Genomic DNA, 14,263 nt, shown 5'->3' with positions numbered 1-14,263 from the left:
AACTACAAAAGAAAATTGCGACATTGAACTCAGTTAAGCTACTGAGGCAATCGCAATGCTAGAAACACTAATCCCTTTGGTTGTAAATAAGTCTGTTGAACTTGTTGTTGGAATACTGCTGGAAAAGTTTTGTAAATGGGTACTGAGTGATGTCAATATTAAAAGTGCCAACAATTTTCTGAAAATACAGATTCTTGTACTTTATCTTGATTGGGTTTTACGAAAAACATCAATAAAAGCTCTGTCAGAGGAATCACAAAAGAAGGATTAAGAAAGAGGTGGGTAGTAGAGATAATGAAGCGATCGCACCCACAAACCAAAGGCGATCGCTCCCTAACCTCTCCCCCTATTGCCATCGTGCTACCATTACCAATAAATTATTTTGGGAGTTCAATCAATGGCTACCCTTCATGCACTAAATGTACCCGATGAGTTATACGAACAACTGCAAGAGTTAGCTAAAGCTGAAAATAGCTCAGTTAATGCTCAAGTTATTACAATATTGCAGAACGCCTTGCAGAAGACAAAAACACAGTTAACTGAAGAGGAAAGACGAAAAAATGTCCCAAAACTCTTAGAGGAAATCCGCCTTCGCCGTGAGAGTCGCCAGACTGATGTGGAATGGCCTGATAGTACTGCGTTAATTCGAGAAGACCGAGACAGATGACTATCCCTCTCAGGTGTGTTGTAGACGCAAGTGTAGGTATTAAGCAATTTATACCAGACGATCCACTAACTCCAAAAGTTAATCAACTGTTTGCTCATCTTGCAAATCGCCAAAGTGCAATCTTTGTCCCAGACCTCTTTTACATTGAGTGTGGCAACATCATTTGGAAGTATGTCCGCGCCAGACTTTATGCTGTTGGTGATGTGCCAGCAGATTTAGCAACTCTCAAAAGCTTCCCGTTGCGTGTTGTTTCAACAGCTGATTTGATGGCGGATGCAGTCGCGATCGCATTAAATTATGGAATCTCCACTTACGATGGCTCTTATGTCGCACTTTCACAGCAGGTAGGTGCTACTTTGCTGACTCTCGACGGTAAGCTAGTGAAGGCAATAGCCGCTTCGTCTTACAATGTTTCCTCGTTTCATGACTTCGAGGTTCCGCCGTTGGAGTCAATTTAATATTCAATTGTCAAAAATGCCTTTTACTTATAAACGCACGGTTCGCTTTCAAGATACTGATGCTGCTGGAGTAGTTTATTTTGCTAATGTTTTAGCTATTTGCCATGAAGCTTATGAAGAATCTTTAGAAGCATCAAGTATTAATCTCAAAGATTTTTTTACTAATCCGTCAGTGGGATTTCCTATTGTTCATGCTAGTATTGATTTCTTGCGCCCTATATTTGTCGGGGACAAGTTGTTTATTAGCTTAATTCCCCAAAAAATAGGTGTTGATAAGTTTGAAATTACTTATGAAATTACAGTGATTGAGGTAGTAGTTGCTAAGGCTATTACTAGGCACGTTTGTATTGATGTGAGTAGTAGAAGTAAGCAGGAATTACCTGAAGAGATTATCCAGTGGCTGGAGACGAACCGCAGAGACGCAGAGGGCGCAGAGAGAAGAAAGTCGAGAGAGATTATGTGATGGGGTTTTGCAGGAATTCTGCGGCTATTTGCTGTAGCTGTTGGCGGTTAATTTTACCTTGGGAGTTACGGGGTAAGTTTTGCTGAGGAATCCAATATTTAGGAATTTTAAATTTGCTGAGTTTGTCTTTGAGTAGGGTTTGGATTTTTAAGGCAGAAGTATTTGATTTTTTAGGAATGTAAATCGCTGTTAGGGCTTGTCCCCAGTGTTTATCTGGGATGCCGATGACACAAATATCGGCAACCATTTGAGTTGCTTGTATAGCTGATTCAATCTCTGTTGGGTAAATATTTTCTCCACCTGTAATAATTTTATCGCTGTTACGTCCGACAATATTTAAATGACCTTGTTCGTCTAAAAAACCTAAATCATCTACTTGGAAATTATCTTGATTTTCTCTGGTTATCGGATAATAACCAAGAGCTAGAGATTGAGCATAAATAGTGATGTTTCCTATTTGATTAGAATTTAAAATCTTGCCTTGCTGATTGTGAATAGTTACTTTTGCATGAGGAAGAATTTGACCACTGCTAATTTTACCGCTGAGAAAATCATCTGGTTTGAGGGTAGCAATTTGAGAGGCGGTTTCTGTCATGCCATAGGTAGGTGCTAACCGGATGTGATGAAATCTGGCTTTTTCTAGTAGTTCGCTCCATGCTGGCGCACCTCCCAAAAGTGCAGTATTAAAGTGCGATAGCCATTCAGTTAATTCTGGATTTTGCAAGAGGCGTTGTAACTGTGTTGGTACTAAAGATATGAAAAATTCTGATTGTTTAATATTTAATATCTGACCGGATTCTACGGCTTTAAATGGTTGAATAGCTAGTTTACCTGCGGTAATGAAAGAGCGCATAAATTGCATTAAACCGCTAACGTGATATAACGGCAACATACAAAATGAATTGACTTGCTTGAGTTGAAAGTATTCTGTAAATCCTTGTACTGATGCTATGAGAGTTTCCCAAGTGTGGATGGCAAATTTAATCTGCCCCGATGAACCACCTGTGGGAATCATAATCATTGGGCATGGGGGAGCCACTGCGTTGGGCGGCTCTGCCGACTTGAAGCAAGTGGCGTCATGGGGCATTGGGCATTGGTAATTATTTCCATTCCCTATTTCCCATTCCCTATTCCCAATTCCCAAAATAATGTCTGGCTGTACTAAATCAAAGACTTGTTGCCATTCTTGTGTTCCCCAGTCGGGGTTACAAAGAAAAACTGGGCAGTTAGCTGCACAAACAGCAATAAAACTTGCTAGAAACCTCAATGGTTCGCGTTCAGCTAAGATAATTTTTGGTGGTGTTCCACATGCTGATAACTGTGTTAATTCTAAATATAACTCTTGAGCTATTTGATTAAATTGACGGCTGTTGTAACCAATAAACCAATCATTTTGAGCTAGGTTATTAAGACAGTCTAAAGGTCGTTCCATAAACTTTGAAGCCAGGTTTCTTCTTGTTCAAAAAAATGGTCGATGCCAAAACCAATTGCTCTGTTGTTTTGGGATAATTCGGCTGCTAGCTGGAGTGCTGCTTGTCTTGCGATCGCAGTTTCAAATACTGATGAAAATACAGTATCAATTTGATGCTGGTGACAAAACTTTCTCAGACGAGATGGCGATCCAACTATCCCAGGCTTAATCACAAAAATCCCTCGCCAACCTTGTTGATGACAGGCGGCGAGTTGCCCAAGTGTGGCGACAGATTCATCTAAAGCGATCGCAGTTTCATAACTCGTACTCAATTCCAACATCTGCTGAAATTGCTCAACGGGTAGCGGTTGTTCGATAAATTCAATTTCTAGGGGTAGTTCTGCATTTGCGTTGAGATTGTCGCAAGTCCACAGCCATAAATTAGCTTCTTCATAGCTGAGTCCACCGTTGGCGTCTAATCGCAGTTTGGTAAAGGCTGGTAAGGTGTGTATCAGTGACTCAAAAATTTTTAGTTCATCAGCGATCGTATACACACCAATTTTCCACTTAAACGTGCGATATCCCTGCTGCCACAACGTTTTCCATTGATTTAAAGCCGCTTCCCCGGCTGGTAATAAGGCACTGTAAGATTGGGCATGGGGCATTGAAAAGAATTCACTTCCCCACTCCCAGGCTGACTCAAAACCAAATTGACAAGCAGGTAACTCATCTGGAATGGAGAAAATTATCTTGTCTGTGATTTCTCCTGGGAGTTGGCGACAAAAATCTAAGGCTTGTTCTAGGGTTTCGGAACCGAACCAGCTAATGGGGGCGATTTCTCCCCAGCCGAGTTTACCTGATTCATCGGTAAGGCGGAGGATAATACCTTTACGAATATCCCAATTACCATGATTGGTGGTAAGTGATCGCAAAAATCTTCGCTGATATGGACGAAATTCAAATTGATAACGCATCAATTAGTAATCGCTAAAGCATAAATCCCAAGCCGAACAACAAGCAAGCCCAGAAATGCACAGCTACGGCGATGAATTTACAGTTACTAACTTTGTCCGGTTGGTTGTGATTTTCTTGGACGTGGCGGCATAATTTGACAGCAAAGGGTAAACTCACCCAACTTAGCAATGTCCAAGCTGGAGAAATCCCCAATAGCACAAATAGCAAGGTGAGAGGATAAATACTACCAGTAAACCAAACTAGGAGTTGAGCACCTTTTGCTGTTCCTAGACGGACGATAGGCGATCGCTTGCCTGCGGCTATGTCATCCTTAACTTGGTGAAAGTGTGAGCAAAACAAAATTAAGGTTGTGGCAATTCCGACAATTACTGAGGCTGCTAAACTTGTCATTGACCAAGTTTGGGTTTGGCTGTAGTATGCTGCCTCCACTGCTAAGGGACCAAAAGCAAAAAAGCAAATAATCTCGCCTAAACCCTGATATCCTAAGCGAAAGGGAGGCCCTTGGTACGTATAGCCTAAACCGCAGCACAGCAAAATTATACCGATCACAGTTAGGTCATGTTGCCAAAAGGCGATCGCTAGTATGCCCAGCAACCCTAAACTTAAACATAAATTTCCTATCCAAAATATTAATGGCTTATTGCCTGTTAAGTTCACCAGAGAATGGTGTTTATTTTGATCAATACCTGTTTCGGAATCAAAGACATCATTACTGATATTTTCCCAGGCAAGAATTAAGATTGCGGCAGCTACAAAAGTAGAAAATACTACACCATTGAAAATTTTAGTTTCGGCAAATGCTACTGCTGTTCCTACCCAAATGGGCATAATGGCAACGCTATACATTGGCGGTTTAATTGCTGCCATCCATAACTTAGTGTTGGGATATAAAATTTGCTTGGTAGTCATCAGCTGTGATTAATTAGATTACCGGAATATTACTCACACTTGAGATTTTATAATTTAAAGAGACGCTAAATATGGGTGATATACAAACAACTGTCACTTTTACTATGGCTTGTTAACCTTGTGTTGTTAATACTCACCTTCACGTTGCAGTCTCAGGCTGAAACTGGCTTATCATGGTCTGAGAACACCACAAATAAGGCAAACCCTACGCTGGTGAAATAGCAACTTAATATGTTACCTGTAGAAATACGACCACGATTAATTACACTTTAGGAAGTTAACTTAAAAAAAATTTACTATCGTTAAATCCATGACAGTTTCACCATGTCGTAGCAACTTCTTTGTAAAGCACAAAGATTTATATCAATTTCTGGTAGCAGTGCAAGAAAAGTGCGTCAAAAATAATTGCAAACAAATTGTCAGTATCTCTCAAGAAATTGATTTAGTTGATCCTTTACTTGTATTGGATAAACTTACACAAGCAAATGAAATAAATTTTTACTTTGAGGACAGAGTTAAAGGGGAAGCGATCGCAGCAATTGATTCTGTAGCAAAATTACAGATTGATGGTGCAGATCGTTTTACTCAAGCAGAATATTTTATCAAATCTTGTCTAAAAAATATAATTAATTTTGGTAACGCTAATCAACCTTTTTCTGGTCCTCACTTTTTTTGTTATTTCAGCTTTTTTGATAAAAATGCCCAAGTAGATTATCCATTCCCATCTGCTACCATTTTTCTTCCACGTTGGCAAGTAGCTGTGAAAAATCAGCGTTGCATATTAGTAACAAATACAATTATCAATAAAAATGCAAATATTCAAAGATTGTTGGAGAATGTGCAAAACAAAATGGAATTTCTCCTATCTTTAGAATATTACTCTACTAATATTGATTATTTCCCTACAAACTTATATAAAAAATCTGTCACGAATTCTGCTCAGTTTAAACGTTCAGTAGTATCTGTTTTGGAAAAAATTCGGTCTAGCCATTTAAGTAAGATTGTCCTAGCAGATATATTAGATGTTAAATCAAGCAACCACTTTGACCTAGTTAAATCATTAAATAATCTTAGACAAAATCATCCTAATTGTTATATTTTTTCTACAAGTAATGGCAAAGGGCAAAATTTTATTGGTGCAAGTCCAGAAAGATTAATTAGTATTAATAATCAACAGTTAATCACTGATGCTTTAGCTGGTTCTGCACCACGAGGTAAAACCCCTGCTGAAGATGCAGCTAATGCCAATCGCTTACTAAATAGTGAAAAAGAAAAGCACGAACATTCCCTAGTGCTTGATTTCATTACACAACGCCTATCCCAGTTAGGTTTATTACCGCAAATATTAGCACCACGGCTGCGACAATTATCGAATATCCAGCATTTATGGACACCAATCAGTGCTATAGTTCCTGCTGACATACATCCATTAAAGATTGTTGGACAATTGCATCCTACGCCAGCCGTTGCGGGTGCAGCACAAGATGTAGCTTGTGCCGAAATTCGTCGTTATGAAAACTTTGAAAGGGGTTTATATGCTGCACCTTTAGGTTGGATAGATTCTCAAGGGAACTGTGAGTTTATTGTGGGAATTCGTTCAGCATTAATTGATGGCGATCGCGCGAGATTGTATGCTGGTGCTGGTATCGTGGCTGGCTCCGATCCTGACAAAGAGTTTGCAGAGGTACAGCTGAAACTTCAAGCTTTACTGAAAGCGTTAGTTTAATGGCTAATTTCTCTTGCTATTTTTTATAGGGCAGATGTCCGTAATTATTTATCCATACCAAAAGAACTTGCAAAGATCCCTGCTAGAACCACAACTTTTGAACTGACGGATGCAATATTGCTAACTCGTAACGCTTATAGTTTGGCAGATTTATCGCTATCACCAGTATTTAGACGTAAATGGCCAAGTATCTACGTTCGCGTAGCGTCCCGCAGGGAAGCATTACAAGATTGCAGACCACAGCAACAGAAATTGATACAGTTTACATCACTACTGTTTATACTAAACATACTTACCAAACTTGATATAAATCTTTCTGAGGAGGGACGGACTTACTCAAACCTCACGAGAATATGGAAAAAGTGAGGAGAGCTTGTCATAACCAATAAAACCTGTAGTCTGGAGTTAATAATAATGGCTGATGTGACAAATATAGCGACTAAGCTTGCTGATCTAAAGCTTTTTCAGAATGTTCTGTTGGAAAGTGAGCAAAAATTAATAGAACAGACGGACGACAATACGATTTGCGAGCGGCTCGAAAAAATGATAAGCAGCGATCGCGAAAATCTCGGCATCATCGAAGCAGTTATTTCTAAATACGACAACGCAGCAGAACCTCGCGACATTACTCAACACCATGCCCAGAAGGTAAGCCAAATGATGAGCGGCTCCGAGCTAACTCTGTATGACAAGTACTTACAGCTTGAGTTGCTAAAGCATCAACAGACAATGACCGGGCTGGTTCTACACAAGGTTGCCCAGTCCTTAAATGATGAGCTTCAAGATTTGATGGAACCGCTCAACCGAGTTAATTTTGAAAATCGTGCTCACCAAGAGATTCTTAAAGGCGTTCTTTACTTCGTCGGAACGCGAGAGATAGCCGGTAAGGAACCTGACATGGGTCTGTGGGCTAGCATTGAACAGGGAATTGCAGCCCTTAAGGGTGTTGTAAGCAGCGCTGTAAGCTAGTATAAATCAGTGGCAGAGGGCGCGTCATTCATGGAAGTGAAAAAGCGTACTACTACTTCACATAAAGCCGTACCAAAAACCGCTTAATTTGTGATTTTTCTACTTTTTTGCTTTGGTTGTTCTCAACTCAGCTTCTGTGAGTTATTTTGTGCTTCTTAGTCTAAAGTCCAGTTTTAAAACCTCGTTTCCAGCCTCTGACTGAAAATGCTTCTCATTGGGCTGCTTGTCGCAAGTCAAGAGGCAGCAGCCCACCATCAGGCATTCACAGTCTGCGACTGGGAACCAGACAATGGCGATCGCGCCAGATTGTATACTGGTGCTGGTATCGTGGCTGGCTCCGATCCTGACAAGGAGTTTGCAAAGGTGCTGCTGAAACTCCAAGCTTTACTTAAAGCGTTAGTTTAACATTCAAAAAAGGACGTTTTTAAACAGACTATTTGAGTTGATTTTAACTATCCAAAGAATTGTAGGCTTCATTCAGTTCGGTGGCTGACTCTTCTAATAAACGTTGTTCATCAGCATTTCTTGGTAACACCAGTTGGCGCTCAATACCTTGGGAACTAATGATACATGGAAGTCCCAGAACAACTTCACTACCAACTCCATAGTTAGAATCTGCTCTTACCGATACTGGAAATATCTCCTTTTCATCTCGCAGGATAGTATCAACTAACTGAGAAACTACTGTTGATATGCCATAGCTAGTATTTCCTTTACGTTGAGAAATGTTGTAGCCTCGCTTACGAGTTAACTCTGCGTACTTTTGCTGAATTTGTTCCAGCGTCGCTCCTTGTGGGATAGGAAATTCAGCTAACGGAATTCCCCCAATAAATGCACTAGACCAAACGACAAATTCACTGTCTCCATGCTCTCCAATCACATAAACACGAACGTCTTGTTTATTAACGTTCAGTTGCTTACCAAGTTGATATCTCAGTCTAGCAGTATCAAGAACGGTTCCCGAACCAAAAATTAGGTTTTCTGCTCTTGTGGAATTGGCGATCGCAATCCGTGTTAATACATCCACTGGATTGCTAACAATAATTACAATTGAATTCGGTGCAACTCGATCCAATTCTTTTATTGTTGAACGCATGATCTCTGCATTATCGCTCAATATATCTAATCGGCTTTGTCCTTCTTTTTGCTGCACCCCAACAGTCACGACAATCACATCAGAATCAGCTAAATCTTCATATCGATCTGACGCTATAATTTCCATCTCTTTAAGTAGAGGAATGGTGTCTTCAATATCCCATGCTTGCCCCTCAGCTTTTGATAAGGTTCGGTCAAAAAGAACGACTTTTACACATTTACCGAGTAGCACTAAAGCATTTGCTACGTTTGCACCCACATTTCCCGCACCAATGACACCGACCTTGGATGTTTTGCTACTCATGCCAAATCTATTTTTTTGTAATTGGACTAATAGGTTAATGTTAACTCCAGAACTAACCCTTTCGAGTCAAGATTCTTGAAGCGATCGCTTCATCTCAAAGATTTAATATGTTGACGCAAGACAGAATTGATGAGTGTTTTGTGTTCAACACCCTGAAATTGAAACCAAGCTATCATTGTGAATCAATCTGAATTATGAAAATCGAAGTGGTAAAAGCTACTCAACAACAGAAGTCAGTGCTGTGTAATTTAATGGAACTATACCAGTATGACCTGAGTGAAATAGAAGCTAAAGATGTAGATACCTGCGGCTTGTTTGGTTATCGATATCTTGATTACTATTGGACAGACTCTGAGCGACACCCATTTCTGGTTAAAGTTGATGATAAACTGGCAGGGTTTGTACTTATTAATCAGCACACTTACCTTTATCGAGATAACGATACTAGGTCTATTGCTGAGTTCTTTATCCTCAGAAGATATCGAAGTCAGGGCATTGGTAAACAGGTAGCTACTCACATTTTTGACCAGTTTCCTGGCAGTTGGGAGGTACGGCAGACTGCTTTTAACTTAGGTGCACAAGCTTTTTGGAGCAAGGTAATTAGTCAATACACTAATAGAGCTTTTGAGGAGGTTTTTTTAAATGATCACCGATGGCATGGCCCAATTAAAACTTTTGACAACTCAGAAAAACTATTAACATAAAAAATACACCGATTTACCCGGTGTATTTTTAGCGTCACTAAAGTCCATAATTGGGAGAATTTTTTACACTAAATCCCGATGAATAAAAGCTTTAGCATTCGCCCCGGTGTAAGTAGCGACAATATGACCATCGCCAGTCATTTGATATTTGTAGGTGACTAATCCTTCTAAACCAACGGGGCCGCGGGGAGGCATTTGTTGCGTACTAATTCCTACTTCTGCGCCGAAACCATAGCGGAAGCCATCAGCAAAGCGGGTAGAACAATTATGGAATATATTAGCTGAATTTACTAGTCCAAAGAAAGTTTCTACGGATTTTGAATCTTCAGAGATAATCGCATCGGTATGACGAGAACCATATTCGTTAATATGAGCGATCGCATCTTCTATAGAGTCTACAATCTTTATCGACAAAATAAAATCGCTATATTCAGTTTCCCAGTCTATTTCTGTTGCAGTTTTGATATTAGGTAAAATTTCCAAGGTGCGTTTATCGCCTCTTAATTCCACATAGCGTTCTTGCAAAGCCTCAGCAACTTTTGGTAAAAATTCTCTAGCAATTGATTGGTGAACTAGCAAAGTTTCAATCGCATTACAAACAGCCGGATATTGCGCTTTCGCATCGACGGTAATCGGAACTACTTTAGAAATATCGGCGGCTTTATCTATATAAAGATGACAAATTCCGTCGGCGTGACCTAGTACTGGAATGCGCGTATTTTCCTGTACAAATCTGACAAAAGAATTAGAACCTCTAGGAATAATTAAATCTACATATTTATCTAACTTCAAAAGTTCTAGAGTTTCTTCTCTAGTTGTGAGCAACTGCACTGCATCAGGGTTAACAGCAGTTTTAGATAATCCTTGTTTAATTGCCTTAACTATCGCTTCACAAGAACGCACTGCTTCCTTTCCACATTTGAGGATTACACCATTTCCCGATTTTATTGCTAAAGAAACAATTTGAATCGCCGCTTCTGGACGGGCTTCAAAAATAATCCCCAAAACACCTAAAGGACAGGTGATGCGCTTCAGAACTAAGCCAGTGTCAAGTTCGCGGTGAATCTGGACTTTACCAATGGGATCGGCTAGCTTACCAACATCTCGTACCCCTGCGATCGCATCTCTTAATTTATGTTCATCCAACTGCAAGCGCTTATAAAGTGGTTGGGGAATCCCTTCAGCAGTCGCAGCTTTACAATCAGCAACATTTGCTTGTAAAATTTCATCTTTAGCTGATTCTAAAGCTTCAGCGATCGCCACAAGTGCTTGATTTTTTGCCTCAGTGGAGAGAATTGCTAGCTTACTTGCAGCTTGGCGAGTTTGTCCGGCGATCTTAATTAGGGGAGAAGCAATATCAAAAATAGTCATAGTACAAATCTTTACCTTTTCCTTATCTTATCAATCTGAGGTTATGTTCATCATTCGTCTTCCTCCAATCGGGTGAACCATTTGGGTAATCAATAATTACTCTGATTGGGTGAAGCAAGGCTGGGTTGAAAACATTTATTCTCTAAATATCAAACACAGACAAAGAGGTAGTAAGTTTACAACGTCAAAAATATTGTAAGTATTATTACAGGTTTTATTTGAAAATCTTAAACATGATTTATGCGTTCCTCAGGCTAGAGAGACATAGTAATGTATGTTTCCCTAGTCTTTTACTTACTAGCAGTTTTCATGTATTTGAACCACATCTGTTGTAGGGGCGCAAGGCCTTGCGCCCCTACCGCGTGGTCTATTTACCTGAAAATAGCTGTAAGTAAATATTTTATACTGTCATTTATTTAAATTTTTCCGAAATTGCAGTGACGATTGCTGAATCTATTGAGTATTGATAGATTAAATACCACTCCTTCACTAGGGAGGTTCTATGTCATTGCAATCTGCATTAGATGCCTTAAACCAAAAACGTTATCAAGAAGCGGTCGAATTACTCGAACAATTCTGCCGCGACTGTGTTGAACACAATTCCTCAGATTATCTTTCAGCACAGATGTGGCTGATCAAAGCCTATCAAGCCACAGGCGAAATCGAAAAAGCCAAGGCTCTGTGTCAAAAGTTAATCATCAGTGAAAACCCACAGGCTCGCAGTTGGGCAGAACAAGCCAGTCAATCCTTCCGCCAAACACCATCTAACGTTAGCCAAAAAGCTGGTCGTGCCGCTACCACTGGGATGAAATTAGCGATGGGGGGAGTGGGTGGTAGTTTGGCGTTAGCTTCTGGTGTCACCATGACCTTATTGTTTGGTATGGTGTTGGCTTTAGGTTTGAGCTTAGTATTTATTTTGGGTAACGATAATCCCCTGCAAGGATTAGCGATCGCTATTGGTATTACCCTAGTTTTTAATATCGCCGCCTTTTTCATATCTCCATTCATCATGGACTTAACCCAAGGCTGGCTTTACCAAACTCGCTGGGTAGAGTTGGCAGAAGTTGAAACCCTCAGTCCAGAGACAGCTAAAGTTATTCGCCAAGTCTGTGAGCAGAAAAAGCTGAAAACGCCGCGTTTGGGAATTATTAACGACCAAAATCCCACGGCTTTTACTTATGGCTCATTGCCGAACAGCGCCCGTTTAGTCGTCAGTCAGGGACTTTTCACATACCTGGATGACGATGAAATTGCTACCGTTTACGCTCACGAATTGGGGCACATAGTCCACTGGGATTTTGCAGTAATGACAGTAGCTTCGACCTTAGTGCAAATTTGTTACTTGATTTACAGCACAGCTAGAAGATTTGGGCGTGGCGGTGGTGATAGCAAAATTAAAGATGCGATGCAAACTGCTGCCTTAGTTGCCTACGTGTTTTATGTCATCGGTACTTATCTATTGCTGTACCTGTCTCGCACACGGGAATATTTTGCCGATCACTTTGCAGCTGAAAGTACGGGTAATCCTAATGGATTATCCCGCGCTTTGGTGAAGATTGCCTACGGAATTTTAGAAGAAGGTTCGCGCACACAAGAACCCAGCCGTTTAATTGAAGGGACTCGCGCCTTGGGTATCTATGACCATAAAGCCGCCGCTTCCACAGGAACCGCTTACCGCATTGCATCCGATACTCAAAAAGTTGGTCGCGTCTTTCTGTGGGATATGTTTAACCCTTGGGGCTGGTGGATGGAGTTAAATTCCACTCACCCCTTGACAGGCAAACGAGTTCGCGCATTGAGCAACTATGCCGAACAATTGGGTTTACCCACTGAGTTTGATATGGGGCGAGTTATTGGAGAAGGTAAAAGTCTTAATAAAAGTAGACTTTACGGCAACTTCTTTTTAGATGTTTTACTATATGGCGCTGAAACAATCGGTTTCTTCATTGGCTTGGTAATGGGTGTGATTCTGTGGTCGAGTTCCCCAAACACAGGTTTAGTATTGGGTGCGCCACTAATTGGCTTAGGGATCGGAATTGTCATCAAAGCCTTAGTGATGTTTCCTGATTACAAGCAAGCACCAGAAACCGATATTCTCACCCTGATGTCAGACCCTTATGCCAGTCCGTTGCGTGGACAACCGGCAAAACTTGAAGGTCAACTTATTGGTCGTGGCGACGCTGGTTATAAATTTGGTTCCGATTTAAAAATTCAAGATCGTAGCGGAATGCTTTATCTGCATTACGCCTCACGCTTTGGCCCTATCGGCAATTTCCTGTTTGGGATGAAGCGAGTCCAAAGCTTGATTGGTGAACAAGTTGGAGCTGTGGGTTGGTTCCGTCGAGGTGTTGCGCCTTGGATGGATCTAATTCAACTCCAGAGCAAAAATGGCACCATTGTCAACAGTTACCATCGCTTCTGGTCATTCATCCTTGGCGGTGGATCGATTATCCTGGGAGTGGTCTTGATTATGTTTTTGAGCCGCAGCTAGCAAAGTTTCTAGGCTGCTGTCAAAGCATTTCTCAGTCCATCCAAGCTTTAATTTCTCAGGAGGTAGTTAGTAGCTGCCTCCGTTTTTTTGAATGCAACTTATAAATCATATCAATTCACGAAAACCCTGATATATATAGATTTACAGTAGGGGCATGGCATTGCCCATACGTGTCAACTTAAGTTAAAATGCTTATCCCCCAAGCGTTTTACCCCACCCCCAACCCCTCCCCTTGGTAAGGGGAGGGGCGGTTTTGGCTTTAGACAAAACCGGGGTGGGGTGACGCGGATCATGATGGTAACTGAGTGAACTCAATATCACATCTTTATAAGGGTTTTACGTTAAGTTGACACCAATGGGCAATGCCATGCCCCTACTGGAGTTAGGTGATTTGTTACTTTGGCGTTCGCATTTGTTACTTTGGCGTTCGCATTTGTTATTTCGGCGTTCGCATTTGTTATTTTGGCGTTCGCATTTGTTACTTTGGCGTTCGCATTTGTTATTTCGGCGTTCGCATTTGTTACTTTGGCGTTCGCATTTGTTATTTCGGCGTTCGCATTTGTTATTTCGGCGTTCGCATTTGTTACTTTGGCGTTCGCATTTGTTACGGGAGCTTACTTATGCGTTAACCCTCTTTTGTCACTCTAGGCAGAGGAAAAATAGAAATAAGGGATATTGAAGTTTTGAAAAATTGAACGAGTCAGATTATTGACAATCATT

15 protein-coding genes are annotated in these 14,263 nt (G+C 40.8%); 10 read left to right on the top strand and 5 right to left on the bottom strand.

What is annotated here, in order from left to right; genetic code table 11:
• The first annotated feature begins 55 nt into the window (after window positions 1-55).
• The 5 genes from V7L12_RS26535 to V7L12_RS26515 are packed head-to-tail and all read left to right on the top strand — an operon-like array spanning window position 56 to window position 1,588.
• Window positions 56-271 carry a hypothetical protein gene (locus V7L12_RS26535; RefSeq protein ID WP_335088922.1) on the top strand — a complete coding sequence of 72 codons (216 nt, stop codon included), beginning with the start codon at window positions 56-58 and terminating at the stop codon, window positions 269-271.
• A gap of 7 nt (window positions 272-278) precedes the next feature.
• Window positions 279-419 (top strand): hypothetical protein, encoded by a 141-nt coding sequence (locus tag V7L12_RS26530; protein ID WP_335088920.1) that lies wholly within the window; start codon window positions 279-281, stop codon window positions 417-419.
• A complete protein-coding gene (locus V7L12_RS26525; RefSeq protein WP_335088918.1) occupies window positions 398-667 on the top strand; it encodes an Arc family DNA-binding protein in 270 nt (89 codons plus the stop codon). Before V7L12_RS26530 ends, V7L12_RS26525 begins: the two co-directional genes overlap by 22 nt.
• A complete protein-coding gene (locus tag V7L12_RS26520; protein WP_335088916.1) occupies window positions 664-1,125 on the top strand; it encodes a type II toxin-antitoxin system VapC family toxin in 462 nt (153 codons plus the stop codon). Before V7L12_RS26525 ends, V7L12_RS26520 begins: the two co-directional genes overlap by 4 nt.
• Window positions 1,126-1,141: 16 nt before the next feature.
• Window positions 1,142-1,588, top strand: coding sequence for an acyl-CoA thioesterase (locus V7L12_RS26515; RefSeq protein WP_335088914.1), 447 nt, complete (start codon window positions 1,142-1,144; stop codon window positions 1,586-1,588).
• Here V7L12_RS26515 and V7L12_RS26510 read toward each other — a convergent pair.
• The 3 genes from V7L12_RS26510 to menA are packed head-to-tail and all read right to left on the bottom strand — an operon-like array spanning window position 1,581 to window position 4,883.
• Entirely contained in the window at window positions 1,581-3,020 is a 1,440-nt protein-coding gene (locus tag V7L12_RS26510) for a 2-succinylbenzoate--CoA ligase (RefSeq protein WP_335088913.1), read from the bottom strand. The two genes, V7L12_RS26515 and V7L12_RS26510, sit on opposite strands and share 8 nt — an antisense overlap.
• A complete protein-coding gene (locus V7L12_RS26505; protein WP_335088911.1) occupies window positions 3,005-3,973 on the bottom strand; it encodes an o-succinylbenzoate synthase in 969 nt (322 codons plus the stop codon). The genes V7L12_RS26510 and V7L12_RS26505 overlap by 16 nt, the downstream gene beginning before the upstream one ends.
• A 13-nt stretch (window positions 3,974-3,986) precedes the next feature.
• On the bottom strand, window positions 3,987-4,883 hold the full coding sequence (gene menA, locus V7L12_RS26500; protein ID WP_334820439.1) for a 2-carboxy-1,4-naphthoquinone phytyltransferase: 897 nt from the start codon (window positions 4,881-4,883) through the stop codon (window positions 3,987-3,989).
• Window positions 4,884-5,193: 310 nt separating this feature from the next.
• Between menA and V7L12_RS26495 the strand changes: the two genes are divergently transcribed.
• The 3 genes from V7L12_RS26495 to V7L12_RS26485 all read left to right on the top strand — a co-directional run bounded on the left by V7L12_RS26495 (window position 5,194) and on the right by V7L12_RS26485 (window position 7,983).
• Window positions 5,194-6,609 carry an isochorismate synthase gene (locus tag V7L12_RS26495; protein WP_335088909.1) on the top strand — a complete coding sequence of 472 codons (1,416 nt, stop codon included), beginning with the start codon at window positions 5,194-5,196 and terminating at the stop codon, window positions 6,607-6,609.
• A gap of 414 nt (window positions 6,610-7,023) precedes the next feature.
• The gene (locus tag V7L12_RS26490; RefSeq protein ID WP_334820445.1) at window positions 7,024-7,578 is read left to right on the top strand and encodes a hemerythrin HHE cation-binding protein; all 555 of its coding nucleotides are present in this window, start codon (window positions 7,024-7,026) and stop codon (window positions 7,576-7,578) included.
• Window positions 7,579-7,782: 204 nt separating this feature from the next.
• Window positions 7,783-7,983, top strand: coding sequence for a hypothetical protein (locus V7L12_RS26485; protein ID WP_335088907.1), 201 nt, complete (start codon window positions 7,783-7,785; stop codon window positions 7,981-7,983).
• A gap of 43 nt (window positions 7,984-8,026) precedes the next feature.
• Here the strand turns inward: V7L12_RS26485 and V7L12_RS26480 are convergent, their stop codons facing one another.
• Window positions 8,027-9,016, bottom strand: coding sequence for an L-lactate dehydrogenase (locus tag V7L12_RS26480; RefSeq protein WP_335089233.1), 990 nt, complete (start codon window positions 9,014-9,016; stop codon window positions 8,027-8,029).
• Window positions 9,017-9,171: 155 nt separating this feature from the next.
• Between V7L12_RS26480 and V7L12_RS26475 the strand changes: the two genes are divergently transcribed.
• Window positions 9,172-9,681, top strand: a complete 510-nt coding sequence (locus V7L12_RS26475) for a GNAT family N-acetyltransferase (RefSeq protein ID WP_335088905.1) — start codon at window positions 9,172-9,174, stop codon at window positions 9,679-9,681.
• Between the two features lie 63 nt (window positions 9,682-9,744).
• Here the strand turns inward: V7L12_RS26475 and V7L12_RS26470 are convergent, their stop codons facing one another.
• Entirely contained in the window at window positions 9,745-11,052 is a 1,308-nt protein-coding gene (locus V7L12_RS26470; RefSeq protein WP_335088903.1) for a glutamate-5-semialdehyde dehydrogenase, read from the bottom strand.
• A gap of 502 nt (window positions 11,053-11,554) precedes the next feature.
• Here V7L12_RS26470 and V7L12_RS26465 point away from each other — a divergent pair.
• A complete protein-coding gene (locus V7L12_RS26465; protein WP_335088901.1) occupies window positions 11,555-13,543 on the top strand; it encodes a zinc metalloprotease HtpX in 1,989 nt (662 codons plus the stop codon).
• The last annotated feature ends 720 nt before the right edge of the window (window positions 13,544-14,263 follow it).

Origin of the sequence: Nostoc sp. (assembly GCF_036918245.1) — a bacterium.
Classification (GTDB): domain Bacteria; phylum Cyanobacteriota; class Cyanobacteriia; order Cyanobacteriales; family Nostocaceae; genus Nostoc.
This window is presented reverse-complemented; position numbering and strand designations above follow the sequence as displayed.

Coding starts and splice junctions, on each gene's coding strand:
- V7L12_RS26535 (WP_335088922.1), top strand. CDS start 56: ATGCTAGAAACACTAATCCCTTTGGTTGTAAATAAGTCTGTTGAACTT.
- V7L12_RS26525 (WP_335088918.1), top strand. CDS start 398: ATGGCTACCCTTCATGCACTAAATGTACCCGATGAGTTATACGAACAA.
- V7L12_RS26520 (WP_335088916.1), top strand. CDS start 664: ATGACTATCCCTCTCAGGTGTGTTGTAGACGCAAGTGTAGGTATTAAG.
- V7L12_RS26515 (WP_335088914.1), top strand. CDS start 1,142: ATGCCTTTTACTTATAAACGCACGGTTCGCTTTCAAGATACTGATGCT.
- V7L12_RS26510 (WP_335088913.1), bottom strand. CDS start 3,020: ATGGAACGACCTTTAGACTGTCTTAATAACCTAGCTCAAAATGATTGG.
- V7L12_RS26505 (WP_335088911.1), bottom strand. CDS start 3,973: ATGCGTTATCAATTTGAATTTCGTCCATATCAGCGAAGATTTTTGCGA.
- menA (WP_334820439.1), bottom strand. CDS start 4,883: ATGACTACCAAGCAAATTTTATATCCCAACACTAAGTTATGGATGGCA.
- V7L12_RS26495 (WP_335088909.1), top strand. CDS start 5,194: ATGACAGTTTCACCATGTCGTAGCAACTTCTTTGTAAAGCACAAAGAT.
- V7L12_RS26490 (WP_334820445.1), top strand. CDS start 7,024: ATGGCTGATGTGACAAATATAGCGACTAAGCTTGCTGATCTAAAGCTT.
- V7L12_RS26485 (WP_335088907.1), top strand. CDS start 7,783: ATGCTTCTCATTGGGCTGCTTGTCGCAAGTCAAGAGGCAGCAGCCCAC.
- V7L12_RS26475 (WP_335088905.1), top strand. CDS start 9,172: ATGAAAATCGAAGTGGTAAAAGCTACTCAACAACAGAAGTCAGTGCTG.
- V7L12_RS26470 (WP_335088903.1), bottom strand. CDS start 11,052: ATGACTATTTTTGATATTGCTTCTCCCCTAATTAAGATCGCCGGACAA.
- V7L12_RS26465 (WP_335088901.1), top strand. CDS start 11,555: ATGTCATTGCAATCTGCATTAGATGCCTTAAACCAAAAACGTTATCAA.